Source organism: Stenotrophomonas sp. YJH_SMC_12-1 (assembly GCF_059370935.1).
Genome location: NZ_JCAFUD010000004.1, coordinates 230,397 through 254,165, shown reverse-complemented (window position 1 = coordinate 254,165; position 23,769 = coordinate 230,397). Strand labels below are relative to the sequence as shown.

22 protein-coding genes and 1 pseudogene are annotated in these 23,769 nt (G+C 67.5%); 15 read left to right on the top strand and 8 right to left on the bottom strand.

What is annotated here, in order from left to right:
* Nucleotides 1-10 precede the first annotated feature (10 nt).
* The 3 genes from AC5P8Y_RS09560 (at nucleotide 11) to AC5P8Y_RS09550 (ending at nucleotide 3,204) form a co-directional block, all read left to right on the top strand.
* Complete coding sequence (locus AC5P8Y_RS09560) at nucleotides 11-427, top strand: host attachment family protein (RefSeq protein ID WP_005409854.1); 417 nt, start codon at nucleotides 11-13, stop codon at nucleotides 425-427.
* A 5-nt stretch (nucleotides 428-432) separates the two neighbouring features.
* Nucleotides 433-756 (top strand): thioredoxin family protein, encoded by a 324-nt coding sequence (locus AC5P8Y_RS09555; protein WP_049403364.1) that lies wholly within the window; start codon nucleotides 433-435, stop codon nucleotides 754-756.
* A gap of 96 nt (nucleotides 757-852) precedes the next feature.
* Complete coding sequence (locus AC5P8Y_RS09550; RefSeq protein WP_111108887.1) at nucleotides 853-3,204, top strand: GH92 family glycosyl hydrolase; 2,352 nt, start codon at nucleotides 853-855, stop codon at nucleotides 3,202-3,204.
* A 167-nt stretch (nucleotides 3,205-3,371) separates the two neighbouring features.
* On the opposite strand, the gene AC5P8Y_RS09545 is transcribed toward AC5P8Y_RS09550, so the two are convergent.
* Together AC5P8Y_RS09545 and AC5P8Y_RS09540 are read right to left on the bottom strand one after the other, a co-directional pair.
* Entirely contained in the window at nucleotides 3,372-4,754 is a 1,383-nt protein-coding gene (locus tag AC5P8Y_RS09545) for a sensor histidine kinase (RefSeq protein WP_049403362.1), read from the bottom strand.
* Nucleotides 4,747-5,421 (bottom strand): response regulator, encoded by a 675-nt coding sequence (locus AC5P8Y_RS09540; RefSeq protein ID WP_005413615.1) that lies wholly within the window; start codon nucleotides 5,419-5,421, stop codon nucleotides 4,747-4,749. The genes AC5P8Y_RS09545 and AC5P8Y_RS09540 overlap by 8 nt, the downstream gene beginning before the upstream one ends.
* A 62-nt stretch (nucleotides 5,422-5,483) precedes the next feature.
* Between AC5P8Y_RS09540 and AC5P8Y_RS09535 the strand changes: the two genes are divergently transcribed.
* Genes AC5P8Y_RS09535 through AC5P8Y_RS09525 form a run of 3 tightly spaced genes read left to right on the top strand, consistent with a single transcriptional unit; the run spans nucleotide 5,484 to nucleotide 10,974 of the window.
* Nucleotides 5,484-6,731 (top strand): TolC family protein, encoded by a 1,248-nt coding sequence (locus tag AC5P8Y_RS09535; RefSeq protein ID WP_049403361.1) that lies wholly within the window; start codon nucleotides 5,484-5,486, stop codon nucleotides 6,729-6,731.
* A complete protein-coding gene (locus AC5P8Y_RS09530; RefSeq protein ID WP_049403360.1) occupies nucleotides 6,728-7,900 on the top strand; it encodes an efflux RND transporter periplasmic adaptor subunit in 1,173 nt (390 codons plus the stop codon). Before AC5P8Y_RS09535 ends, AC5P8Y_RS09530 begins: the two co-directional genes overlap by 4 nt.
* Nucleotides 7,897-10,974: an efflux RND transporter permease subunit gene (locus AC5P8Y_RS09525; protein ID WP_495201940.1), complete on the top strand. Its 3,078-nt coding sequence runs from the start codon at nucleotides 7,897-7,899 to the stop codon at nucleotides 10,972-10,974. The genes AC5P8Y_RS09530 and AC5P8Y_RS09525 overlap by 4 nt, the downstream gene beginning before the upstream one ends.
* A 100-nt stretch (nucleotides 10,975-11,074) precedes the next feature.
* Here the strand turns inward: AC5P8Y_RS09525 and AC5P8Y_RS09520 are convergent, their stop codons facing one another.
* Nucleotides 11,075-11,818 (bottom strand): SDR family oxidoreductase, encoded by a 744-nt coding sequence (locus tag AC5P8Y_RS09520; protein WP_049403358.1) that lies wholly within the window; start codon nucleotides 11,816-11,818, stop codon nucleotides 11,075-11,077.
* Nucleotides 11,819-11,923: 105 nt separating this feature from the next.
* On the opposite strand from AC5P8Y_RS09520, the gene AC5P8Y_RS09515 reads away from it, so the two are divergent.
* Nucleotides 11,924-12,826 (top strand): LysR family transcriptional regulator, encoded by a 903-nt coding sequence (locus AC5P8Y_RS09515; RefSeq protein ID WP_033835035.1) that lies wholly within the window; start codon nucleotides 11,924-11,926, stop codon nucleotides 12,824-12,826.
* Nucleotides 12,827-12,896: 70 nt separating this feature from the next.
* Here AC5P8Y_RS09515 and AC5P8Y_RS09510 read toward each other — a convergent pair whose 3' ends face one another.
* The 4 genes from AC5P8Y_RS09510 to dkgB are packed head-to-tail and all read right to left on the bottom strand — an operon-like array spanning nucleotide 12,897 to nucleotide 15,937.
* Nucleotides 12,897-13,220: a MoaF-related domain-containing protein gene (locus AC5P8Y_RS09510; protein ID WP_049452322.1), complete on the bottom strand. Its 324-nt coding sequence runs from the start codon at nucleotides 13,218-13,220 to the stop codon at nucleotides 12,897-12,899.
* Nucleotides 13,217-14,155: a cyclase family protein gene (locus AC5P8Y_RS09505; RefSeq protein WP_005413604.1), complete on the bottom strand. Its 939-nt coding sequence runs from the start codon at nucleotides 14,153-14,155 to the stop codon at nucleotides 13,217-13,219. The genes AC5P8Y_RS09510 and AC5P8Y_RS09505 overlap by 4 nt, the downstream gene beginning before the upstream one ends.
* Nucleotides 14,156-14,174: 19 nt before the next feature.
* Nucleotides 14,175-15,122 (bottom strand): TIGR03571 family LLM class oxidoreductase, encoded by a 948-nt coding sequence (locus tag AC5P8Y_RS09500; protein ID WP_049403356.1) that lies wholly within the window; start codon nucleotides 15,120-15,122, stop codon nucleotides 14,175-14,177.
* Between the two features lie 11 nt (nucleotides 15,123-15,133).
* Nucleotides 15,134-15,937: a 2,5-didehydrogluconate reductase DkgB gene (dkgB, locus tag AC5P8Y_RS09495; RefSeq protein WP_049452324.1), complete on the bottom strand. Its 804-nt coding sequence runs from the start codon at nucleotides 15,935-15,937 to the stop codon at nucleotides 15,134-15,136.
* 118 nt (nucleotides 15,938-16,055) lie between these two features.
* On the opposite strand from dkgB, the gene AC5P8Y_RS09490 reads away from it, so the two are divergent.
* Entirely contained in the window at nucleotides 16,056-16,958 is a 903-nt protein-coding gene (locus tag AC5P8Y_RS09490; RefSeq protein WP_005413602.1) for a LysR family transcriptional regulator, read from the top strand.
* Between the two features lie 243 nt (nucleotides 16,959-17,201).
* Here the strand turns inward: AC5P8Y_RS09490 and AC5P8Y_RS09485 are convergent.
* Nucleotides 17,202-17,674 (bottom strand): annotated as a pseudogene (locus AC5P8Y_RS09485) (MerC domain-containing protein).
* A 31-nt stretch (nucleotides 17,675-17,705) separates the two neighbouring features.
* Between AC5P8Y_RS09485 and AC5P8Y_RS09480 the strand changes: the two are divergent.
* The 7 genes from AC5P8Y_RS09480 (at nucleotide 17,706) to AC5P8Y_RS09450 (ending at nucleotide 23,767) form a co-directional block, all read left to right on the top strand.
* Nucleotides 17,706-18,239: a ZrgA family zinc uptake protein gene (locus AC5P8Y_RS09480; protein WP_111108893.1), complete on the top strand. Its 534-nt coding sequence runs from the start codon at nucleotides 17,706-17,708 to the stop codon at nucleotides 18,237-18,239.
* Complete coding sequence (locus tag AC5P8Y_RS09475) at nucleotides 18,236-18,931, top strand: ATP-binding cassette domain-containing protein (protein WP_111108894.1); 696 nt, start codon at nucleotides 18,236-18,238, stop codon at nucleotides 18,929-18,931. The genes AC5P8Y_RS09480 and AC5P8Y_RS09475 overlap by 4 nt, the downstream gene beginning before the upstream one ends.
* Nucleotides 18,924-20,177, top strand: a complete 1,254-nt coding sequence (locus AC5P8Y_RS09470) for an ABC transporter permease (protein ID WP_111108895.1) — start codon at nucleotides 18,924-18,926, stop codon at nucleotides 20,175-20,177. Before AC5P8Y_RS09475 ends, AC5P8Y_RS09470 begins: the two co-directional genes overlap by 8 nt.
* Nucleotides 20,178-20,179: 2 nt before the next feature.
* A complete protein-coding gene (locus tag AC5P8Y_RS09465; RefSeq protein WP_033835026.1) occupies nucleotides 20,180-20,731 on the top strand; it encodes a DUF3299 domain-containing protein in 552 nt (183 codons plus the stop codon).
* Entirely contained in the window at nucleotides 20,721-21,341 is a 621-nt protein-coding gene (locus tag AC5P8Y_RS09460) for a DUF3299 domain-containing protein (protein ID WP_495201939.1), read from the top strand. The genes AC5P8Y_RS09465 and AC5P8Y_RS09460 overlap by 11 nt, the downstream gene beginning before the upstream one ends.
* Nucleotides 21,341-22,084 (top strand): hypothetical protein, encoded by a 744-nt coding sequence (locus tag AC5P8Y_RS09455; RefSeq protein WP_111108896.1) that lies wholly within the window; start codon nucleotides 21,341-21,343, stop codon nucleotides 22,082-22,084. The genes AC5P8Y_RS09460 and AC5P8Y_RS09455 overlap by 1 nt, the downstream gene beginning before the upstream one ends.
* Nucleotides 22,085-22,234: 150 nt before the next feature.
* A complete protein-coding gene (locus AC5P8Y_RS09450) occupies nucleotides 22,235-23,767 on the top strand; it encodes an MFS transporter (RefSeq protein ID WP_111108897.1) in 1,533 nt (510 codons plus the stop codon).
* Nucleotides 23,768-23,769: the final 2 nt, after the last annotated feature.

The window sequence follows — 23,769 nt, the reverse complement described above, 5'->3', positions numbered from 1 at the left end:
GGAGCATCGCATGACCCGTCGTATTCCCGAAGGTACGCTTGTGGTTGTCGCCGATGGCGGTTCGGCCCGTGTATTCACCAATGTCGGCAGCGATCACCAGCTGGCCTTGAAGCAGGAAGGTGAACTGCGCCTGCAGGACATCAGCGAGCAGGGTGTATCCGGGCAGGGGCCTGCGGGTGCAGTGCCGAAGGACATGTCGGTATCCCAGCTCAACGAGGCGACGTTCGCCAAGCAGGTGGCGGAACAGCTCAATGAGGATGCGTTGAAGAACCGCTATGCACACCTGGTGTTGATCGCTGATCCGACCACGCTGGGACGCATCCGTCCGCTGCTGCACAAGGAAACGCAGGCCCGCCTGCTGGGCGACATCGCCAAGGACCTGACCAACGCGCCGTTGGCGGATATCCAGAAGGCGCTGGCGGCGTAGCACGGATGCCATTCATGCGCGATCACCTGTCGGCGGAGCCCGACCGATTGGATGTGGAGGCGCAGGTCGGCTGGCTGCTTCTCGAGTTTGGCGCGCCCTGGTGTGGCCACTGCCAGGCCGCGCAGCCCGCGTTGCAGGCCTTTGTCGAAGCAAACGATCTGCCGCACTGGAAGATCGAGGATGGCAAGGGCAGGCCTCTGGGCCGAGCGTTCAAAGTGAAGCTGTGGCCGACGGTGGTGCTGCTGCACGATGGAGAAGAGGTCGCGCGGGTAGTGAGGCCGCTGGACAGCGTGGACCTCATGTCGTTGCAGGGCGCGCTTCCCGATTGAGGAGTGAACCGGGCGTGGCACGCGGGGCAGTCGCACTGCAGCATGCGGCGTGACAGGCCCGGTGCTAGCATCCGGCTATCACCTGAATCGATCCAAATGCCGATGCCCACGCTGGACCGTCGTCTCCTGATCGCTGTCGCCGCCACGGCGATGCTCGCTTCCGGCCTGGCTTCGGCCGCGCCTGCCAGAACCGCCGCCGACAAGGCCTATGCATCGGTGGACCCGTTCATCGGCACCGGTGGCGAAGGTCACACCTATCCGGGTGCGACGGTACCGTTCGGCATGGTCCAGCTCAGCCCGGATACGCGTATCCAGCCGCGCGAGAAGGCCTACGGTTGGGCGGCCGGCTACCGCTACGACGACAGCAGCATCGTCGGCTTCTCGCACACCCATTTTTCCGGCACTGGCCATTCCGATCTGGGCGACATCCTGCTGATGCCGTTCACCGGCAGTCCCGGCCTGGAGCGTGGCGATCCCGAGAAGCCGCGCAGCGGCTATGCCTCCCGCTTCCGCCATGATGACGAGAAAGCGGAGCCGGGCTACTACGCGGTCACGTTGGACGATTACAAGGTGCGTGCCGAGCTGACCACCAGTACCCGCGTGGGGGTGCATCGCTATGCGTTCCCCAAGGGCACCGACGCCAAGGTGCTGCTGGACATGCGCACCAGCATGTACGACTACCCGGGCAAGGTGTTGTGGTCGCGGGTGCGGGTGCGTGCCGACGGCACGGTGACCGGCTTCCGCGAGACGCGCGGCTGGGCGCCGGGCCGCCAGCTGTATTTCGCGATGCGCTTCTCTCGCCCGCTGGCCGGGCATGAGCTGCACAACACCGAGCAGGACATCGTCTACAAGGGCTTCCCGCCGCCGGGCGAGAAGGATCCGTCCCAGCGCGCACAGATCGAGGGCCGTCAGCTGGTCGGTACCTTCGCATTCGGCAAGCTGGACGCACCGCTGGTGGTCAAGGTTGCCATCTCGCCGGTCAGCGAGGCCGGCGCCATTGCCAACCTCGACGCGGAAGTGGCCGACTTCGATTTCGACCGCGTGCGTGCGCAGGCGAAACAGGAATGGACGCAGGCGCTGTCGGTGCTCGACATCGATGCACCCGAGCACGCTCGCCGCAGCGCCTATACCGCGCTGTACCACACACTGTTGGGGCCGACGCTGTTCATGGATACCGATGGCCAGTATCGCGGTTCGGACAATGCCGTGCACAAGGCCGATGGTTTCACGAACTATTCGACGTTCTCGCTGTGGGATACCTACCGTGCGTTGCACCCGTTGCTGACCCTGGTGCAACCGGAGAAGCGCAACAGCGACTTCGTCAATTCGATGCTGGCCCACCATGAGCACAGCCCCTACGGCATGCTGCCGGTGTGGTCGTTCCATGGCCTGGAAGACTGGTGCATGATCGGCTACCACGCCGTGCCGGTGATCGCCGACGCCTACGTGAAGGGCATTCGTGGCTTCGACGCCGACAAGGCGCTGAAGGCGATGGTCGAGACCGCCAATTACGGCCCCTATGACGGTATCGCACAGTACCGCGAGCTAGGCTACGTACCGATCGACGAGGAAGGTGAAGCGGCCAGCAAGACGCTGGAATACGCCTTCGATGACTGGACCATCGCACGCATGGCGCAGGCGATGGGCAAGGGCGATATCGCGGCGACCTTCGACAAGCGCGCGGCCAACTGGCGCAACGCGTTCGACAAGGACACCGGCTTCATGCGCGCACGCAAGCGCGACGGCAGTTTCCGCACCCCGTTCGACCCCAGCGCCAGTGGCTACGGTACCGACTACACCGAGGGCAACGCCTGGCAGTATTCCTGGTATGTGCCGCAGGACGTGGCCGGCCTGGCGGCAGCGCACGGTGGCAGCGACAAGCTGCTCGCGCGTCTGGACGAGGTGTTCAGCGCCAAGGTGGATCCGTCCATCTTCGAGCACATGGAAGACATCACCGGGCTGATCGGCTGGTATGCACATGGCAACGAACCCAGCCACCATGTGGCCTACCTGTACTCGTACGCTGGCCAGCCGTGGCGCACCCAGGCGCGCCTGAAGCAGATCATGGACACCCAGTACGCCGACCGTCCGGATGGCCTGGCCGGCAACGATGACGTCGGCCAGATGTCGGCGTGGCATGTGTTCACCGCGCTGGGCTTCTATCCGGTGGCACCGGGCTCGGGCGAGTACATCCTGGGCCGCCCGTTCCTGCCGAAGACCGCGATGCGCCTGCCCAACGGCAAGACGTTCACCATCGTGGCCGATGGCCTGGATGACAGGCACACCTATGTGGGCAGCGTGAGCCTCAACGGCAAGCCGCTGCAGCGCACCTTCCTGCGCCACGACGAGATCCTGGCCGGTGGCGAGCTGCGCTTCAGCATGCAGGCCGAGCCGAACAAGGACTGGCCGGGGCAGGGCGCGCAGGCGCCGTACTCGATGAGCCGGTGATGCGGGGCGGCGCCGTCCTGCCGCCGCCATTGCCCCCCGCACCTGGTAGGTGCCAACCTTGGTTGGCACGCGGGAGGTCAACGGTGCCCAGCAAGGTAGGCCGTCTACCGGAATCCGTGGGTCGCGGCGCTTTTGGTAGGTGCCAACCTTGGTTGGCACGCAGGACGTCAACGCGAACGGAACCGAACCCCCACCCGCGCGCCACCGAGCGGCGCCGTTTCGATCTTCAGCATCGCACCATGCCGCTGCGCGATCTCGGCCACGATCGCCAACCCCAGCCCGCAGCCATCGCCTTCGCTGCTGGCCCGGTAGAAGCGTTCCGTGACGCGCGTGCGTTCGGCTTCGGCAATGCCGGCGCCGTCATCGTCAACCCATGCCTGCACGCCTTCGGTCTCCTGCCGAACGCCGAGGGTGATTACACCGGGCACGGCACCGTAGCGCAGCGCGTTGTCCAGCAGGTTGCCCAACGCTTCGCGCAGCAGCTGCGGATCGCCCTGTACCTGCACGCCGTCGTCTGGCCCCTCGTAGCCCAGGTCAACGCCCGCCGCCAACGCACGGTCGGCGTAGCGCTCCACCACCCCGCGTGCCAACGCAGCCAGGTCCACCGGTTGCAGCGGCAGTGCACTGCCATGCGGATCTTCCGAGCGGCTGAGCATCAGCAGCTGGTTGACCAGATGCTGCAAGCGGGCCAGCCCGGCCAGCGTGCCGGACAGCGCCAACTGCTGGGCCTGCGGGTCGTGCTGGCGCAATGAACTCTCCAGTTCCACCTGCATCGCCGCCAAGGGCGTGCGCAGCTGGTGCGCGGCATTGCTGACAAAGCGCCGCTGCGCATCCTGCATCGCGTCCAGACGCTGCAGCAGCGCGTTGTAGGCCTCCACCGCCGGCCACAGTTCGCGCGGCGCCTCCTGCGCGGGGTCCAACGGTGCCAACGGATCCGGCCGCGGGCTGGCCAGCTTCCGCGCAACCAGGTTGGCATGGCGAGCGGCAGCGCCTGTACCGGACCAGGCCAGCCACGCCGCCAGTGTCAGGATCGCGGCCTGGAAGGGAACGCTGGTCAGCAGCAGCTTGCGCTCCAGCCGGTGGCGTTTGCGAAGCGTCTCAGCCACGCGCAGCCGGATGTCATGGCCCGGTCCGGCGCTGACCACCACCTCGACCATGCGCACCGGTTGACCGCGCACCCGTGCATCGTAGTAGACGGCTTCGTCATCATTTCCCGATGCGATTGCGGGGCGTGGCAGTGCTTCGGGCAGGTCGCCATACAAACGCGCACCCGCCGAGTCGACCACCTCGCCATGCACTTCGTCGGCGGTGTCCCAGCTGAACATGCGCGAGACGGCTGGGGTGATATCGATCGAAGCGCGACCATCCTGCACCGTCACCAGCTCGGACAACGACATCGCCGAATCCAGCAGCCAGCGGTCGTAGACCTGGCCGGCATAGAACCGGGCCAGCGCAAATGAACCCACTGCGCTGCACAGCAGCAGCACCAGCAGCGGCAGCCACAGGCGCCTGAGCAGCAGGCCACGCAGGCTGTGCACGCGCTCAGTCACCCACGGCCTCCAGCCGGTATCCAAGCCCACGCAGCATGCGGATGCCGACGCCGGCGCGCGCCTGTTCCAGCTTGCGGCGCAGGCGGCTGACATGCACCTCGATCACCGACAGGTTGGCCTCGTGGTCCCAGCTGTACAGCGCATCGAACAAGCGCTGCTTGGTGACGGTGCGACCGGGATGCTGCATCAGTGCCTCGACCAGCGACAGCTCGCGCGCGGTCAACTCGATGCGCTGGCCTTCAACCTGCACTTCATTGCGGATGCTGTCGAAGCACAACCGGCCCAATCGCTTCTGAGCCGGTGCATCGCTGCGACGGCGCGACAGTGCACGCAGGCGCGCTTCCAGCTCACCGAGTGCGAACGGCTTGGCCAGGTAATCGTCGCCACCGCGGTCGAGGCCGAGGATGCGGTCCTCCACACCATCGCGTGCGGTCAGGATCAGCACCGGCAGGGTGGCGCCGTCGTTGCGCAGGCGCGAGAGCAGGTCCAGGCCATCGACGTCGGGCAATGAAAGGTCGAGCACCATCACGTCATACGGTGCGCTGGCCAATGCCGCCGGTGCGTGCAGTCCACGCGAGAGGTGGTCGCACAGATGACCGGCACCCTGCAGGGCGCGGATCAGTCCATCGGCCAGAGCGGCGTCGTCTTCGATCAGCAGGATTCGCATTGCAAGCTTCGTGCAAGGTTGGGGCAAGTTTGGCGCAAGTGCATCACCTTACCGTGACGTGCATGAATTTCTCCTCTCGTCTAGCGGCCGTGCTGGCCACGCTTCTGTGCGCGCCTGCGGCTACGGCGCTGTCCCTGCAGGAAGCGCAGCGCGCAATGGAAGCACACAACCCGGACCTGCGCGCGGCGGCACTGGAGCTGCGCGGTGTGCAGGGCGATGCGCAGACGGCGGCATTGCGCCCGGCCACCGAGCTGTCGATCGGCACCAGCAAGATCAGCCCCAAGCACGGCATCGGCCCCGGACGCTGGCAGGACAAGCGGGTGGACAGCACCGTGGGCCTGGGCTGGACCTGGGAGCGCGGCGGCAAGCGCGCACTGCGCATCCGCCAGGCCGACGCGCTGCTGGAAGTGGCCGGGCTGGAGATGCTCGATGCGCGGCGTCGCCAGCAGGTGGCGCTGCATGAAACCTATTTCGGCCTGAAGGGCGCCCAGGAGCGGGCGCGGATTGCCGAGGCCAACCGGCAGAGTTCGGCCGAGCAGATGGCGGCGGCGGACAAGCAGGTCGCGACAGGGGCGATGGCACCGGTGGATCGCGCGCGGCTGGCGGTGGACGATCTCGCCGTAGCCGACGCGGCGCGCGAGGCGGCCCTGGATCTGCGCGACGCGCGGCATGCGCTGGGGCTGCTGCTCGGCCGCGATGACAGCCGCGACCTCAGTGCAGATGACCCCTGGCCGGATGCCAACAGCGTGGCCGATGTACGCGCGTTCGACCCGCAGCAGCGCGCCGACCTGCGTGCCGCGCGTTCGCGCCTGGCTGCGGCCGACGCGGGCGTGGCTCTGGCGCGCAGCGAGCGCCATCGCGATATCCAGCTGGGTGTGGAGGCCGAGCGCGAGCCGACCGACATCAGCGGTGTTACCTGGGGCGTGTCATTGACCATTCCGCTCGGCGGCCCGTCACGTGCACGAGGCGCGATCCAGCGTGCCGAGGCCGACCGTGACAGCGCCGCGCTGGAGCTGCAGGTACTGCAGCGCGAAGCACGCGCCGAGCTGGACCAGCTGCAGGCCAGCGCGCAGTCCGCCGCACAGCGCCGCAGCGACTATGAGGGACTGCAGTCCGACGCCGCACGCAAGGCGGTGCAGGGCATCGAACTGGCGTACCGGCGCGGCGCCGCCAGCCTGACCGATCTGCTGGATGCGCGCCGTAGCTGGCGCGACTTCGAGGCCGCGCTGATCGAGGCGCGCGCCGACCATGCCATTGCCCTGGCGCGCTGGGAAGCGGCCACATCCGTTGCTGAAGGAGAGTCCCGATGAAGTCCACCGTCGCCCATCGCCCGCGGGCGCGACACGCCGTGCTGCCGGCCCTGCTGGCGCTGGCCCTGCTGGGCGGCTGCGGCCGTGAGCCGGCGTCCTACACCGAGGATGCGCCGCAGATCAGTGCCGGCCAGATCCAGTTTCCTGCCGGCAGCCGCCAGCTGGACGTGCTGCGCAGCGAGGCGGTGACCGCCGGCGCCAGCGCCAGCCTGCAGCTGCCGGGCCGGGTGGTCTGGGACGAGACCCGTTCCAGTGCACTGCGCACGCCGTTGCCGGGGCAGGTGGCGCGCATCGAGGCGCAGCCGGGCCAGAAAGTGAAGGCCGGCCAAGTGATTGCCTGGATCACCTCGCCCGAGTTCGGCCAGGCCCAGGCGGAGGGCGTGCGTGGCCGCGCCGAGCTGCAGCAGGCGCGCAAGGAGCTGGAGCGCACCCGCGAGCTGCATGCGGCGGGTGTGGCGTCGGGCCGCGAACTGGACGAGGCGGAGGCCAACTTCGCCGGCAGCCAGGCCGATCATGCGCGTGCAACCGCCTTTGCCAAGGCATATGGCAATGGCCAACGCGTCGACCAGCGCCTGCCGCTGCGCGCGCCGATCGATGGCGTGCTGGTGGAGCGACGGATGAGCCCGGGCATGGCGGTCAGCCCGGACAGCGAACAGCCGTTGGCGGTGATTGGTGATCCGGACCGCCTGTGGTTGCTGCTGGATGTTCCCGAGAGCCTGGCCGGACGCATGAAGGCGGGCATGCAGGTGAGCGTACCTGGTGCCGATGGCCAACTGCTGCAGGCGACCCTGCAGCACGTGGATGACTTCGTCGACCGCGAACGGCGCGTGGTGCAGGCGCGCGCCGAGCTGGACAACCGCGCACGCGGCTTCAAGGCAGGGCAGTACGTGCGCGCCCAGGTGGCGTTGCCGGCCGAGGGCGGTGTCTCGCTGCCCGATGCGGCCGTGCTGCTGATCGACGGCAAGCAGGTGGTGTTCGTGGAGAGGGACAAGGGACGCTACGTGCGCCATGCCGTGCACGCCGAGGAGCTGGGTGACGGCCGGCTGTGGGTGCGTGACGGCCTGGCGGTTGGCAGCAGGGTGGTGGTCGAGGGCGGCCTGCTGTTGCAGCAGCTGGTCGACAGCGCGCCAGCCGCCGCCAGCACCGGCACGGGGCACGCGGCCCCATGATCGATCGCCTGATTGCCTACTGCCTGCGCCAGCCGCTGATGGTGATGCTGGCACTGCTGTTGTTCATCGGCGGCGGTATCGCCGCATTCCGCGTGCTGCCGGTGGAGGCCTTCCCGGATGTGTCCGATACCCAGGTGACGGTGGTGTCGCTGCACCCGGGCCGCGCCGCCGAAGAGGTGGAACGCGAAGTGACGATGCCGCTGGAAGTGGCCTTGTCCGGCATTCCGCATTCGGTGCGGGTGTTCTCGCATACCCAGTTCGGCCTGTCGATGATCATCCTGACCTTCGACGACAAGGCCGATGACTACTTCGCGCGCCAGCAGGTGCTGGAGCGCCTGCAGGGGGTGGAGCTGCCGGAAGGGGTGACACCGGAACTGGAGGCGATGAGTTCGGCGGTGGGTGAGATCTACCGGTACGTGCTCAAAGGCCCGCACATGACGCCGACCCAGCTGCGCACCGTGCAGGAATGGACGATGGAACGCAGCCTGCGCACCGTGCCGGGCGTGGCCGATGTGATCAGCTTCGGCGGCTTCGCGCGCACGTTCCAGGTCAAGCCGGACCTGGACAAGCTGCGTGACCGCGGCATCAGCCTGGGTGAGTTCGCCGAGGCGCTGGAAAAGGGCAGCTCCAATGCCGGCGGCGGCTACGTGGAACGCGGGCAGCAGCAGTTCCTGATCCGCGGCGTCGGTCTGATGCGCTCGCCCGCCGACATCGGCAATGTGGTGGTTGCGCAGCGCGGGGGCACGCCGATCCTGGTGCGTGACCTGGCCGGCATCGCCGATACCGGCCTGCCACGGCAGGGCCTGGTCGGCCAGGACGACAATGACGATGCGGTGTTCGGCATGGTGCTGATGCGCAAGGGTGAGAATCCGTCCGACGTGCTCGACGCCCTGCATGCGCGCATCGCCGAGATCGAGGCCAACCAGCTGCCGCACGGGGTCAGCATCGAGCCGTTCTACGACCGCTCGTGGCTGGTCTCGACCACGCTGAAAACCGTCTTCAGCAACCTGCTGGAAGGCGCGGTGCTGGTGTTCCTGGTGCTGTGGCTGTTCCTGTACAACGCCCGCGCCGCACTGATCGTGGCGGCGATGATGCCGCTTGCGCTGCTGTCGACCTTCCTCGGCCTGCATCTGTGGGGCGTACCGGCCAACCTGCTGTCGTTGGGTGCGATGGACTTCGGCATCATCATCGATGGCGCGGTGATCGTGACCGAGCACATCGTCTCGCGATTGTCCAAGCTGCCCCCTGCGGCCGACCGGAAGACACGGTTTTCAACCATTCTTTCGGCAGCGTCGGAAGTGGGGCGGCCGACGTTTTTCTCGATGTTGATCATCATCGCCGCACACATCCCGATCTTCACCCTGCAGCGCCAGGAGGGCCGCATGTTCGCGCCGATGGCTTATTCGGTGACCTCGGCGTTGATCGGTGCATTGATCCTGGCGCTGACCGTGGTGCCCCTGTTCTGCTACTGGTGGTTGCGGCGCGACCGCATGCGCGACGGCAATCCGCTGATGGACCACCTGACCGGCTGGTACCGGCCGATCCTGGAGCGCGCTCTGGCTCGCCCGCGTGCGGTGGTACTGACCGCGGTTGCGCTGCTGGTCGGCACGCTCGCGCTGGGCACGCGGCTGGGTTCGGAGTTCCTGCCCGAGCTGGACGAGGGCTCGATCTGGCTGACCGCCACGCTTGACCCCAGCACCAGCCTGGCCGAGGGGCAGCAGCAGTCGCGGCGCATCCGTGAGCTGGTCGGCACCTTCCCGCAGGTATCGACGGTGGTGGCCAAACTGGGGCGCCCGGAAGACGGCTCAGATGCCAAGGGCGCGAACCAGATCGAGGCGCTGGTGGCGTTGAAGCCGGAGAAGAAATGGCCGAAGGGGGTGGACAAGCGGCAGTTGGTCAGCGACCTGCAGCGCACGCTGGAGCAGCGCATTCCGGGGCCGGAGTTCTCGATCTCGCAGCCGGTGCGCGACAACATCCTGGAGAGCATCTCGCAGATCAAGGGCCAGGTGGTGATCAAGGTCAGCGGCTCGGATCTGGATGTACTCAACCAGCAGGCGCAGGCGATCCTGGGCCAGGTGCGTAGCGTGGAGGGCGTGGAGAGTGCCTTCATCGACCGCGACGGCTCACTGCCGCAGCTGCAGATCGAAATCGACCGCGACCGTGCTGCGCGCTATGGCTTGAACGTGCGCGACATCGACGAGGTGATCGAGACCGCACTGGGCGGGCGCCAGGTCGGCGAGTTGTGGGAGGGTGACCGCAGGTTTCCGATCACGCTGCGCCTGGACGATGCCGACCGTGACCTGCAACGGCTGCGCACGGTGCCGGTCGGCATCGGCGATGGCCACACGGTGACGTTGTCCGAGGTGGCCGACTTCCGCATGGCCAGCGGCGCGATCAACATCTCGCGCGAGAACGCACAGCGGGTCAAGGCGGTGAGCATCTTCATCGCCGGGCGTGACATGGGCAGCGTGGTGGCCGACATGCGCAAGCGCGTGGACGCCAGCGTGCAGTTGCCGGAAGGCTACCGGCTGGAATGGTCCGGGGAGTTCGAGAACCAGCAGCGTGCGATGAAGCGGCTGGGCTGGGTGATCCCGCTGTCGGTGCTGATCATCTTCGTGCTGCTGTTCGATGCCTTCAAGGACATCAGCAGTGCGGCGCTGATCCTGGCCAACGTGCCACTGGCGATGATTGGCGGCATCCTCGCCCTGTGGTTGACCGGCATCCCGCTGTCGGTGTCTGCGGCGATCGGTTTCATTGCATTGTTCGGGCAGGCGGTCTTGAACGGGGTGGTGATGCTCAGTCGCTTTGCCCAGCTGCGCGAGCAGGGCATGGACCTGCTGCAGTCGGTGGTGCAGGGCTCGCTGCAGCGCCTGCGCACGGTGCTGATGACCGCACTGCTGGCGATGTTCGGCCTGCTGCCGATGGCGACCTCGCATGCCATTGGCGCCGAGACCCAGAAGCCGCTGGCGGTGGTGGTGATCGGTGGCCTGCTGTCGGCGATGCTGCTGACCCTGCTGGTACTGCCGACGCTTTACTACTGGGTGCATCGCCGCCGCGAGGCACGCACGGACTGACGGTGATGTCCGGTTCTGCGCCCGGTAGAGGCCAACCTTGGTTGGCACGCGGCGAGGCGCCCACCAATGTGGGCGAATACCGGTGCGCAATGGCCGCGAACTACACCATCCCGCCATTGGCGCGCAGGACCTGACCGTTGATCCACCCGCCATCGGCACCGGCCAGGAACGCCACCGCACCGGCGATGTCCTCCGGCGTACCCAGCCGCTCCAGCGGGTTCATCTTCGCCAGCCGCTCGATCAGTTCCGGCGACTTTCCGTCCAGGAACAGGTCGGTAGCGGTCGGACCAGGAGCCACCGCGTTTACGGTGATGTTGCGCCCGCGCAGCTCCTTGCTGAGGATCGCGCCCATCGTCTCCACCGCCGCCTTGCTGGCGGCATACACGCTGTAGTTCTCCAGTCTGATGCCGACCACGCTGGTGGACAGGGTGATCAGGCGGCCACCGTCGCGCACCCGTCGCGAGCTCTCGCGCAGCACGTTGAAGGCGCCTTTCAGGTTGATCCCGATCACCCGCTCGAACAGGGCATCGTCGCTGTTGGCCAGCGGCGCCAACTGCAGCACGCCGGCACTGTTCACCACTACGTCGATACCGCCGAAGCGCGCCTCGATGGCATCGAACAGCTGCCGCACCGCCTGAGGATCGGCGACATCGGCCTGCAGGGCGATGGCCTGCGCGCCGGCTGCGCTGAGCTCGGCCGCCAAAGCTTCGGCGTCGTCGCGGCGCCCCGCATAGTTGATCGCGAGCGCGTGGCCATCGGCGGCCAGGCGGCGGGAGATGGCGGCGCCGATGCCACGGGAGCCGCCGGTGACCAGGGCGACAGAGCGGGCGGGGGAGAGGGTCATGGTCGGTTCCAGCGGGCGCGCCGGAGTGGCGCAGGGCCATCTTCGCGATATTGCCTTTTCGGATAATCCTGCATAATCCGTCAACATCATCCGGACAGCCGAACAATGGATCGTTTCACGGCCATGCGCGCCTTCGTCCGCATCGTCGAGCGCCGCAGCTTCACCCGGGCCTCCGAGGACCTGGGCCTGCCGCGGGCCACGGTGACCGACGCGATCAAGGCGCTGGAACAGCGGCTGGGCGTGCGCCTGCTGCACCGGACCACCCGACTGGTGGTGCCGACGTTGGAAGGCGAGGCCTTCTATGGCCGTTGCCTGCGCCTGATCGCCGACATGGACGATGCCGAGGCAGCGTTCCGTGATGCCCCGCCACGTGGCCCGTTGCGCATTGAAGTGCATGGCACGCTGGGCCGGCACCTGCTGTTTCCGCACCTGCCGGAATTCCTGCAGCGCTACCCGGAGATCGAGCTGGACGTCAGTGAAGGCGACCGCTATGTCGACCTGCTGCGCGAAGGCGTGGATGCGGCGTTGCGGGTGGGGACGCTGGCCGACAGCGATCTGGCGGCGCGCCGGTTGACGATGCTGCGCGAGGCCACGGTGGCCGCTCCGGGTTATGTGCAGGCGCACGGCCTGCCCGATACCATTGAATCGCTGGAGCAAGGCCATCAGATGGTCGGCTACCGATCCAGCGCCACTGGCCAGCTGATCCCTCTGGAGTTCCAACAGGCGGGACAGGTGCGCTACGTGCCGCTGCAGGCGCGGGTGCGTGTTTCCGGCGCGGATGCATTCCTTGGGGCCGCGTTGGCGGGCCTGGGCATCATCCAGGCACCGCGCTACCGGATGGACCCGTATATCGCGCGCGGGCAGCTGGTCGAGCTGTTGCCTGAGGTGCCCCCGACGCCGAGCCCGTTGAGCCTGGTCTACCCGCGCAACCGCACGCCGTCGCCACGGTTGCGGGTGTTCATCGACTGGGTGGCCGGGGTGTTCGAGCAGACCGGGGTTGCCGGCTAGCGGCCGGCACTACCGGGCCCGGTCGAACAAGGTGGGGTAGCGCTTGGGTAGTGCCGACCGCTGGCTGGCATCACAGCGCTGCCAACGGCCCCTGCATGCGATGGAAACTGCCGTCGGTGGCGGTGAACCAGGCCAGCGAACGCCCGCCGACGAAGTCATCGACATGCACGACCGTAGCGCCATCGGCTTCCTGCCACGAAATGGCATAGACCCCGTCGCTGATCCGCTGCCACTCGCAGGCGGCTTCGCCCTGCGCACCGGCATAGGCGCCGGAAACGATGGCGTACTGCACGTGGCGGCCATCGGCGCTGTAGACATTGTCGGCGGCCAGACCGTCATAGCTGACGCGGAAGCGGCGGCCGGCGAACAACGGCAAGGCGGGAGCTGTGTTCATCGGATCGCCACCGGGTTGATGTTGACCTGGGTCGAGCCGACGTAAAGCGGTTGGCCGAGCACGAACAGGAATTCCCAGGCCTTGTCGCGCACCAGGGCACGGCTGTCGATCAGCTCCAGGTTGTAGATGCCGCGCTTGGCCAGCATGTACTGGTTGATCGGGAACTCCTCGGCACCGTTCGGGTTCGGGTAGACCTCCGAGGCCCAGGTGTCGCCACCGAAGGCGACGATGCCTTGGTCGGCCAGCCACTTCGCCGCCTCCATGCCGATACCCGGCTCCACTTCCAGGAACTGCGTGTTGTCCTTGCCGATCAGTTCCAGCCAACCGGTGTTGAACAGCACCACGTCGCCCTTGCGCAGGCTCAGTCCCTGCTTCTTCAGCACGGCCTGAATGTCTGCCACGGTGAACTCGGTGCCACCGGGCACGATCGCCTTGCCGTAGTACGCGGTCATGTCCAGCACGACGCCGCGGGTGACCATCGGTGGTACCTTCTCGACGCCGAGCTTGCGCACGCCGTCCACGGTGACGAAGTCGGCGGCCTTGTTGCCGTTGTAGTAAACATTGTCGATGCCGATATGGCCGATGCCGTTGAGCTGGGTGCCAACGCCGGTCCAGGCGTTCACCAGTTCATCGTTGAAGGTGAACTTGTTGGGGCCCAGCGACTTGCCGGCCTGCTGGCCGACCTGCACGTTGTACAGGCGGAAGCTGCGGTGACGGAACGCGGGCAGGTTCTTGTCCACCGGTACCGCCAGCGGATAGGTTTTGCCGGTCCTGACCAGCGAGACCGCGTGCTTGACCACGTCAGCGGTGAGCAGGTTGGCCGCGCCGATCTCGTCGTTGGCGCCGTAGGCAGAGGGATACCACTCCTCGGCGGTGGCCTGGAAGGACAGCGGCAGGGTGGCCAGCGCAAGCGCGGCCAGGGTCTTCATCTTCATGGCAAAGCTCCGGTAACTGTCAGGCCGTCGCGGTGGCGCCGGCATGGGCTGGGAAGTGCGGCAGCACGTACTCGGCGATTTCGTGGAAGGTCTCGGCCAACGGCCGTTCGTTGCGGCGGAACTGCAGGCCGATGTGGTCGACACCGGCCAACTGCATGGCGTGCAGCTCGGCCAGCAGTGCGTTGCGGCCGCCGCGCAGGCCGAAGCGCCAGCGCTGCAGGGGGGCATCGGCGTCGTCCACCAGGTCCAGGTGGATGAAGCTGGCATACGGCTTGTTGCCGGCCACGGCGCGCCAGGCCGCCACGCGTTGCGCATGGTCCTGTGGCGTGCCCGGGTAGGCCAGGCAACCGTCCATGTGCTGGCCGATCCACGCCGGTTGCTGCTGGGCCAGGCCGGCCACGAACAACGGCAGGGCCCGGCCATCGGCGGGCAGCACCTCCAGGCCCTGCGGCAGGTGCGCGGCGGCGCCTTCGCGCAGCAATGCGATCTGCTCGCGGAAACGGCTGCCACGGCTGTCGAAGTCGCGACCGAACAGCGGGTACTCCACCGGGCGATCGCCACTGGCCACGCCCAGCAACAGGCGGTCGCCACTCAGCCGCTGCACGCTGCGCGCCGACTTCAGGGTCAGCAACGGCTCACGGATCGGCAGCACCACCGCACCGGTGCCCAGCAGGATGTCATTGGTGATGCCGGCCAGGTAGCCGAGGTAACTGAAGACCTCGAACACCTGTGCGGCATCGCCGAAGGCCGGGTCGTACACCGGCACGTCGCGTACCCACAGCGCACGGAAGCCGAGGCGGTCGGCCAACCGTGCCAGTTCCGCATGGCGCTGCAGGTCCGGTTCGCCGGGCAGGCGTCGCGCGGCGCGTCGTGCCTGTTCGCCCAGCGGCGTCCAGTCATTGTCCAGCGGTGCTTCGATGCCGATGCTGAAGCCACCGGCCTGCAGCCGCGCCAACGCACTGCCCATGGCCAGGCTCCTCAGTCCCAGGCCGGGGCCAGGCCCGGCGGATCGACTTCGCGGCCGTTGCGGTCAAGTGCAGCGATCGCGGCCATGTCATCGGCATCCAGGTGCAGGTCCTGGGCGAGCAGGTTGCTGGCCAGATTCTCGCGCTTGGTCGAGGACGGAATGACCGAGTAACCCCGCTGCAGCGCCCACGCCAGCGCGACCTGGGCCACGGTGGCCTGGTGCTTGTCGGCGATGGCGGCCAGCACCGGATCCTTCAGTACCTTGCCGTAGGCCAGGGTCATGTAGGAGGTCACGGTGATGCCCTGGTCCTGCAGGAAGGCGGTCAGTGCCGGGTTCTGCAGGTAGGGGCTCAGTTCGATCTGGTTGGTGGCGATCTGGCCGGCACCGACCACCTCGATGGCCTGCCGGGTCAGCTCGATGTTGAAGTTGGACACACCGATCTGGCGGGTCAGGCCCAGCGTCCTGGCTTCGGCCAGCGCGGTCATGTACTCGCGCAGTTCAACGCCATTGCCCGGCGCCGGCCAGTGGATCAGCAGCAGGTCGACGTAGTCGGTGCGCAGCTTGGCCAGGCTGTCGCGCAGGCTCGGGATCAGCTTGTCGGCAGCGTAGTTGTCCACCCAGATCTTGGTGGTCAGGAACAGCTGGTCGCGCGGAACGCCGGATTCGGCGATGGCCTGGCCGACTTCGGCTTCGTTGCCATAGATCTGCGCGGTATCGACTGCACGGTAGCCAACGTCGAGGGCGTTGCGCACCGAGTCGATGACGGTCTGGCCGGTCAGGCGGAAGGTGCCGACGCCAAAGGAAGGAACGCTCATGATGGACTCCAGGGACTTCGTTGAGAGCCGGTGGGCTCGGGACAGGGCGAAGTGTGGGTGCTTTACATTTGTTGATTAAGCCGTGTATACGGGAAACGCTTTTGCGCCGAGGTAAAAAATGAAAACCACCCTGGATGAGCTGAAGGCCTTCGTGGCCGTGGTCGACAGCGGTTCGATCACGGCGGCGGCCGAGGCGCTGGAACTGACCATCTCGGCCACCAGCCGCACCCTGGCGCGGCTGGAGGACAAGCTGCAGACCACGCTGCTGCGACGGACCACGCGGCGGCTGGAACTGACCGAGGAAGGCGCGGCGTTCCTGGAGTACGCGCGTACGATCCTGGCCACGGTGGACGAGGCCGAGGAACAGATGGCCGCGCGGCGGCTGCAGCCGGTCGGACGCCTGCGCGTGGACGCCGCCACGCCGTTCATGCTGCACGTGATCGTGCCGCTGCTTGAGGGGTTCCGTGAGCGCTACCCGCAGGTGGAGCTGGAGCTGAATTCCAATGAAGGCATCACCGACCTGATCGAGAAGCGCACCGACGTAGCATTCCGAATTGGCGTGCTGCGCGACTCGACCCTGCATGCGCGGCCGATCGGCCACAGCCGCATCCGGGTGGTGGCCAGCCCCGAATACCTGCGCCGCCAGGGAACGCCCACGCGCGTGGAGCAGCTGCGTGAGCACGACCTGCTGGGCTTCACCCAGCCCAGTTCGTTGAACGAATGGCCGCTGCAGGATGCCGATGGCGGGCCTTTCGTGATCGAGCCGGCCATCGCTTCATCCAGTGGCGAGACACTGCGGCAGATGGCGGTAGCCGGGCTGGGCATCGCCTGCCTGTCTGATTTCCTGACCCGCCAGGACCGGCGTGATGGCCGCCTGGTGCAGCTGTTCGCCAGGCAGACGCAGGAAGTGCGGCAGCCGATCAACGCGGTGTACTACCGCAACACCGCGCTGGCCGCCCGCATCACCTGTTTCGTCGACCACGTGACGCAGACGCTGGGACAGCGACCGTTCGACGAATAGAGATCGGTAGAGCCGGCCGCTGGCCGGCTTTCCCCACCGTCCGGATCACAGGAGCTGCCGGCCAGCGGCCGGCACTACCGTTGGCTGCGTCGAGCGCATCGGTAGATCCACGCCATGCGTGGATGGCGTGCGGGATTACCGCAGCTGCCGGCCAGCGGCCGGCACTACCACTGGCTGCGTTGAACGCTTCGGTAGATCCACGCCATGCGTGGATGGCGTGTTTCAACCGACCCGCGGCCGGTGTCAGCGGGTGCGCAGCGCGCGCCGGTTGCCGATGTGCGCGCATGCCAGCAGCACGCCACCACTGGCTGTGGCCACGCCGTGCCAGAGCAGCGATTCCTTCAGCGGCAGGTACAGCGAGGCCGACAGCAGCAGGAGGGCGCCGATGCACGCCCACCACAGGGGCTGCCAGCGTCATGCCGGTGCACCCCAGCGGTCGTACTGGCCAAGGCCAGCGACGAGGCCAGCAGCGCGAGCAGCCATTCCCAGCGCGACATCGTCAACAGCAATGTCATCGCGCCATGGCCGGGATGCTGGAACGAGCGCAGCGCCATCATCGCGGCCGGCACGAAGGCCAGCAGCAGGGGCAGGGCGATGCAATGGGCGGCGCAGGCCAGGGACAGCCAGGCACCGGCGAGATCGAAGCGGGGGTGCCAGCGTGCCGAAGTTGGCGGCTGGGCCAGGGCCCTTGCGGGCGTCGTCGGGATGTGGTCCATAATGTTACATAGTAACAATTGGAGTCTCCCCATGAAGCGTTCTGCTGCTCTTTTCCTGTTGCTGGCTGCCGGTGCCGTGCAGGCCCATGACATCCGCCAGCACGCACCGCACGTGCACGGCCAGGCGACCGTCGATGTTGCGCTTGACCAGCAGACGCTGGAATTCGCCCTTCATGCCCCCGGCATCGGCATCCTCGATTACGAGCGACCGCCGGCCAATGCAGCCGAGCAGGCCGCGCTGGCACGGGCTACGACAGTGCTGAAGGGCGGCAGCTGGGTCACCTTGCCCACCGCCGCGGGCTGCCGTCTGACCACCGGTAAAGCCGATGCAGAGGGCTTCGACGCGACGGCCGCCGCGCCGCCGCCGGGACAGCACCGGCACGCAGGTTTCAGCGCAACGCTGCACTATCACTGTGCGAAACCTGCCGCGCTGCGCGCCATCGTCGTGCGCCTGCCCGTACTTTTCCCCGGCCTGCACGAAGTCATCGTCAACAGCGCAACCGCCAATGGCCAGAACCGCAGCGTGCTGACGCCCGACAACCTGCGCGTGGTGCTGGCACCGTGAGCGCGGCACCGGTGATCTCGCTGGAAGACGTGCAGTTCGGCTACGGCATGCAGCGGGTGCTGGACATCCCGCGGTTATGGGTCGAGCAGGGCAGCAGCGTGTTGCTGCGCGGAATCAGCGGTGGCGGCAAAAGTACCCTGCTGGGCCTGCTGGCGGGCGTGCTGCTGCCCGGCAAGGGCCGTGTCGAGGTGGCCGGCCAGGCGCTGCAGGACATGGGAGGCGCGGCGCGGGATCGTTTCCGCGCCGACCAGCTGGGCGTGATCTTCCAGCAGTTCAATCTGCTGCCGTTCCTCAGCGTGCGCGACAACATCGCGTTGGGCCTGCGCTTTTCGCGCCTGCGCAGCGCGCGCATCAGTGGGCCTTTGGATGCCGAGATCGCCCGCCTGCTGCAGGCCCTGCAGCTCAAACCTGAGCTTATGCAGCGGCCCGCGGGTAGGCTCAGTGTCGGCCAGCAACAACGCGTGGCGGCAGCACGCGCCCTGATCGGTCGTCCGGCATTGCTGCTGGCCGATGAGCCCACCTCGGCGCTTGACCGTGAAGCGGCAACCGCTTTCCTGAAGCTGATGTCCGCGCAGTGCCAGGCGGCCGGCACCACGGTGCTGGTGGTCAGCCATGACGACAGCCTGCAGCCCTTGTTCGACCGCACGATTTCACTGTCCGAGATCAACCAGGCAGGTGCCGGCCATGCTTGAGCTTGCCTGGGCCAGCCTGCGCAGCCGTGCGTTGAGTGTGGGACTGACCGTGCTGGTCATCACCCTCAGCGTGGTGCTGCTGCTGGGCGTCGAGCGTGTACGCACGCAGGCGCACGAGGGGTTCGCCAGCACCGTATCGGGCACCGACCTGATCGTCGGTGCGCGTTCGGGACCGGTGAACCTGCTGCTGTACTCGCTGTTCCATATCGGCGACCCGACCAACAACGTGTCCTGGCAGTCCTACCAGGAGCTGTCCGCCTTGCCGCAGGTGAAGTGGGCGGTGCCGCTCTCGCTGGGCGATTCGTGGCGCGGCTACCGCGTGGTCGGCACCAGCGATGGCTATTTCGAGCATTACCGCTACGGCGCCGGGCACGTGCTTGCGTTCGCGGACGGACGGCCGTTCGATGATCTGTATGACGTGGTGATCGGTGCCGAGGTGGCGCGCGCGCAGAAGGTCGGTCTGGGTGACCAGATCGTGCTGGCGCACGGCACCGGTGCGGTCACCCTGGCCACGCATGCCGACAAGCCGTTCCGTGTTGCCGGCATCCTGCAGCGCACCGGCACGCCGGTGGACTCGTCGCTACTGGTCTCGCTGCCGGCCATCGAGGCGATCCATGTCGACTGGCGATCGGGCGTGCAGCTGCGCAGCCAGCGCGTCAGCGCCGAGCAGGCGCGTCATCTGGATCTGACCCCGACCAGCATCACTGCCTTCATGCTCGGCCTGAACTCGCGCATTGCCACGTTTTCGGTGCAGCGCAGGATCAACGAGTATCCGGACGAGGCGATGCTGGCGATCCTGCCCGGCGTGACCCTGCAGCAGCTGTGGCAGTCGCTGGGCACCGCCGAGCGCGCACTGCAGCTGATCAGCGCGATGGTGGTGGCACTCGGCATGGTCTCGCTGGTGGCGCTGCTGGTCTCGACCCTGCAGGAGCGGCGGCGCGAGATGGCGATCCTGCGTGCCACCGGGGCACGGCCGGGTTACATCGCCGGCCTGCTGGTGGTGGAGGCGGTGGCGACCAGCGCGGCGGCCTGCGTGCTGGCGCTAGTGCTTCTGGTGGCCGCCAGCGTTGCCGGGCGCGGCTGGGCCCTGGCCACCTTCGGTCTGTCGATCACCCATGTCTGGCCGGACGGCCGTGAGCTGGCCTGGGTGGCAGGCGTGCTGGCGATCAGTGCGGTGGCTGGGCTGGTCCCGGCGTTGCTCGCTTACCGGCGCACCTTGGCCGATGGCCTTTCACCGGGAGGCTGAGCATGCGCTGGATGCTGTCGCTGCCGATGGTACTGGCCCTGGTTGCCTGCGAGCGGCCGGTGGATACCGGTGTGCAGGCCCTGCCACCCGCGCCGGTTGTCGACCGCGCCGACGCTGCGGATGCGGCAGAGCAGGAGCTGGACTGGCTGCAGATGATGCCCAAGGACGAGCTGGCCGCGCTGGAACGCGGCGAGGGCCCGGAGGTCGAGCACAACGGCAACCGGCGCATGCCGCAGTTCGGCACCTTCCGCACGGTGGACACGGTTCTGCAGCGGCCAGTGCGCCTGCCGGGCTACGTGGTACCGCTGGCCAACGCGCAGGACGGGCGGCTGACCGAATTCCTGTTCGTGCCGTACTACGGCGCCTGCATCCACGTGCCACCACCGCCGCCGAACCAGATCGTGCACGTGGTGCTGCCGCGCCCGATCGACATGCCTGACATGTACTCGCCGTTCTTCCTGGCCGGCACTCTGCGTGCCGAACGCTTGGACGACGATCTGGCCGGTTCGGCCTACACCATGCGTGACGCACAGTTGAGGCCCTATGAACCGTAGTCACCTGTTGCTGGCGTTGGGATGCCTGTGGTTGGCGGGCTGTACGGCGCCTGGCGGCGATGCGGTGGGGGTCACGCCGCAGGACAAACCGGCGCCCTCCGCCACGGCCGGAGCCCCCATCGACCGTTGGGACGCGTTGCGACCCGACGAAGTGACCTACCAGCGACCGCCGCCGCAGATCGGCCTGTCACGCAATGGCATGGACGGCGTGGGTGGCCTGATCGACGACACCGGCTCGGGCACGCCACCGGGGCTGGAGATCGACCATTCCAGCCCGGATCGCGCCAAACAGTTCGGCTCTTCGCGGGTGGTCGATGCTGTCAATGGTCGCGCGGTGGATCTGGATGGCTACGTGGTACCACTCGGCACCAACGATGCAGGATTGGTGGATGAACTGCTGTTCGTGCCGTTCTACGGCGCGTGCATCCACGTGCCGCCACCACCACCGAACCAGATCATCCACGTGACCCTGGCGACGCCGATCGCACTGGGCGATCTGTGGGATCCGTACCGGCTTGCCGGTCGTCTGCAGGTGAAGCGTTTCGATGCGGATATCGCCAGCGCGTCCTACGATGCCGCGGCGGCCACGCTGACGGCGATCCGCAACTGATGCGCAGGCGATGGATCATGGCTGCCGGGGTGCTGCTGGGCGCGGTGGTGCTGCTGTGGTGGCAGCGGCAGCGCGCACCCATCGCGCCGCCTGCGGTCGCGTTTCCGGCGCCGACGTCCAATGCCAGCCAGCGCATCGAACAGCGCCTGGCTGACGACCACGCATTCCGCAACGACGTGCTGTTCCTGCTCGCGGCAACATTGCGCGACCGCTGCCAGCCGGCGCAGGCGGGAGTGCTGGCGCGCATGGCCAATCGTGCATCGCTGCCGGTGCTGGCGGCAGTCAGCGCGGTGACCCAGCAGGATCCATCGCTGGACCGGCCGATCTACCAGTACATCCAGCATCGCGCCGACGCGACGCCGTGCGGGCAGACGCTGCAGATGCCGTTGGCCGGTGGACGCCGCATGGCCGTGGACATCGAACAGTACGCGCGCACGTTCCCGGACAGCTACTTCGACCCGCAACGCAGCAGCGAACCGCGGGATTTCGGCGGGCTGTCGTTGCAGCAGCGCGCCGGCAATGCCTGCAACAGCGTGGTGTACTCGGTGTTGCCTTTGGGCGGCACCGATTGGCGGTGCAGCAGCCTGCGCGCACAGGCCCGTGCGCGGGTGCGCGGGCTGTGCGAGGACGAACTGCGGCGCCAGCATGGCGGAACTAGCGGGGAACTGGACATGGCTGTGGGGAAGGGCATGCAGGCGGCGGTGGTATCGGCGGTTGCCGCGCTGCCGGAAGACTGTCGGTGATGATCCCTGACACCGGGCACGACCCGGCATGAGGGCACGACAACATGAACATTGCCCGGGCCCCAATCTGAATCGGCGGCGCTGTTTTCATAACTATACAGGACATCCTGTATATTTATGGCCGTTTTCCGCTCCCCATCAGGTTTCCCCATGGCTTTGTCCCAGCCCCTGGCCGGTGCTCCGGCCCTGTCGCGTGCCCGTCGCTGGGCGCTGTTGTTTACCGTCGCCGCCGGCCTGCTGCTGGTCACGCTCGACAACTCCGTGCTCTACACCGCACTGCCTACGCTGACCGAGGAACTCTCGGCCAGTGCCGGCCAGGCGCTGTGGATCGTCAACGCCTATCCGCTGGTGATGGCCGGCCTGCTGCTGGGTGCGGGCACGCTGGGCGACCGCATCGGCCATCGCCGCATGTTCCTGATCGGCCTGGTGGTGTTCGGCGTCGCCTCGCTGGCCGCGGCGTTCGCCGACACCGCAGCTCAGCTGATTGCCGCACGAGCCCTCCTGGCAGTCGGTGCCGCAGCGATGATGCCGGCCACGTTGGCGCTGATCGGCCTGAGCTTCCACGAAGAGCGCGAACGCAACATCGCCATCGCGATCTGGGGTTCGGTGGCCATCGTCGGTGCGGCGCTCGGCCCGATCATTGGCGGTTGGTTGCTGCAGCACTTCTGGTGGGGCTCGGTGTTCCTGATCAACGTGCCGGTGGTGGTGGTCGCGTTCGTGGCCACGCTGCTGCTGGCGCCGGAAGGACAGCGTGACACCTCGCGGCCATGGGACCTTGTGTCCTCGGTGCTGGCATTGGCCGCACTGTCCGGCCTGGTGCTGGCGATCAAGTCGCTGATCGCTACGCCGCCGTCGTACGCGCTGGGCGCAGGCGCGCTGCTGTTGGCCGTCATCAGCGGTGCGGCGTTCGCGCGCCGCCAGCAACAGCTGCCGTACCCGCTGCTGGACTTTGCGATCTTCCGCAATCCTGCGTTCCTGGCCGGCACGCTGTCGGCGGTGTTCACCCTGTTCGCGATGGCCGGCCTGCAGCTGGTCACCACCCAGCGCTTCCAGCTGGTGGCAGGCTTCACGCCGCTGCAGGCGGGTCTGCTGGTCTCGGTGGCGGCAATGGGCAGCCTTCCGAGCGCGCTGCTGGGCGGCAGCATCCTGCACCGGGTGGGCCTGCGCCCGCTGATCTGTGGTGGCCTGGCCGCAGGTGCGCTGGGCGTCGGCATGGTGGCGTTCGGCTTCCCGCACGGCCTTGGCTGGGTGGTGGCTGGTATGGCCATCACCGGCTTCGGCATGGGCTCGGCCATCTCGGTGGCATCCACCGCCATCCTCAACAATGTGCCGGCACACCGCGCAGGCATGGCCTCGTCGGTCGAAGAGGTGTCCTACGAATTTGGTGGCCTGCTGGCGGTGGCGTTGCTGGGCAGCTTGAGCGCGGCGATGTACAGCGCGTTCCTGCCGGTCTCGGCCGATATGCCGGTGCTTGCCCGCGAGGGTTTCACCCAGGCGCTGCATGTCGCGCGCAAGAGCGGGCAGGGTGAGTGGTTCGCACTGGCTGCGGCCGCGTATGACCGTGGCTACCAGATCGTGCTGCTGGTGATCACGACGGTATTGGCAGTGGGCGCGGCGATCATCGCGCGCCTGCTGCGCGGCCGCGTCGGCGGCCGCGAGGGCGCGGCCGATCGCGTAAAATGAAA

Coding starts and splice junctions, on each gene's coding strand:
- AC5P8Y_RS09560 (WP_005409854.1), top strand. CDS start 11: ATGACCCGTCGTATTCCCGAAGGTACGCTTGTGGTTGTCGCCGATGGC.
- AC5P8Y_RS09555 (WP_049403364.1), top strand. CDS start 433: ATGCCATTCATGCGCGATCACCTGTCGGCGGAGCCCGACCGATTGGAT.
- AC5P8Y_RS09550 (WP_111108887.1), top strand. CDS start 853: ATGCCGATGCCCACGCTGGACCGTCGTCTCCTGATCGCTGTCGCCGCC.
- AC5P8Y_RS09540 (WP_005413615.1), bottom strand. CDS start 5,421: ATGCGAATCCTGCTGATCGAAGACGACGCCGCTCTGGCCGATGGACTG.
- AC5P8Y_RS09535 (WP_049403361.1), top strand. CDS start 5,484: ATGAATTTCTCCTCTCGTCTAGCGGCCGTGCTGGCCACGCTTCTGTGC.
- AC5P8Y_RS09530 (WP_049403360.1), top strand. CDS start 6,728: ATGAAGTCCACCGTCGCCCATCGCCCGCGGGCGCGACACGCCGTGCTG.
- AC5P8Y_RS09525 (WP_495201940.1), top strand. CDS start 7,897: ATGATCGATCGCCTGATTGCCTACTGCCTGCGCCAGCCGCTGATGGTG.
- AC5P8Y_RS09520 (WP_049403358.1), bottom strand. CDS start 11,818: ATGACCCTCTCCCCCGCCCGCTCTGTCGCCCTGGTCACCGGCGGCTCC.
- AC5P8Y_RS09515 (WP_033835035.1), top strand. CDS start 11,924: ATGGATCGTTTCACGGCCATGCGCGCCTTCGTCCGCATCGTCGAGCGC.
- AC5P8Y_RS09510 (WP_049452322.1), bottom strand. CDS start 13,220: ATGAACACAGCTCCCGCCTTGCCGTTGTTCGCCGGCCGCCGCTTCCGC.
- AC5P8Y_RS09505 (WP_005413604.1), bottom strand. CDS start 14,155: ATGAAGATGAAGACCCTGGCCGCGCTTGCGCTGGCCACCCTGCCGCTG.
- AC5P8Y_RS09500 (WP_049403356.1), bottom strand. CDS start 15,122: ATGGGCAGTGCGTTGGCGCGGCTGCAGGCCGGTGGCTTCAGCATCGGC.
- dkgB (WP_049452324.1), bottom strand. CDS start 15,937: ATGAGCGTTCCTTCCTTTGGCGTCGGCACCTTCCGCCTGACCGGCCAG.
- AC5P8Y_RS09490 (WP_005413602.1), top strand. CDS start 16,056: ATGAAAACCACCCTGGATGAGCTGAAGGCCTTCGTGGCCGTGGTCGAC.
- AC5P8Y_RS09480 (WP_111108893.1), top strand. CDS start 17,706: ATGAAGCGTTCTGCTGCTCTTTTCCTGTTGCTGGCTGCCGGTGCCGTG.
- AC5P8Y_RS09470 (WP_111108895.1), top strand. CDS start 18,924: ATGCTTGAGCTTGCCTGGGCCAGCCTGCGCAGCCGTGCGTTGAGTGTG.
- AC5P8Y_RS09465 (WP_033835026.1), top strand. CDS start 20,180: ATGCGCTGGATGCTGTCGCTGCCGATGGTACTGGCCCTGGTTGCCTGC.
- AC5P8Y_RS09460 (WP_495201939.1), top strand. CDS start 20,721: ATGAACCGTAGTCACCTGTTGCTGGCGTTGGGATGCCTGTGGTTGGCG.
- AC5P8Y_RS09455 (WP_111108896.1), top strand. CDS start 21,341: ATGCGCAGGCGATGGATCATGGCTGCCGGGGTGCTGCTGGGCGCGGTG.
- AC5P8Y_RS09450 (WP_111108897.1), top strand. CDS start 22,235: ATGGCTTTGTCCCAGCCCCTGGCCGGTGCTCCGGCCCTGTCGCGTGCC.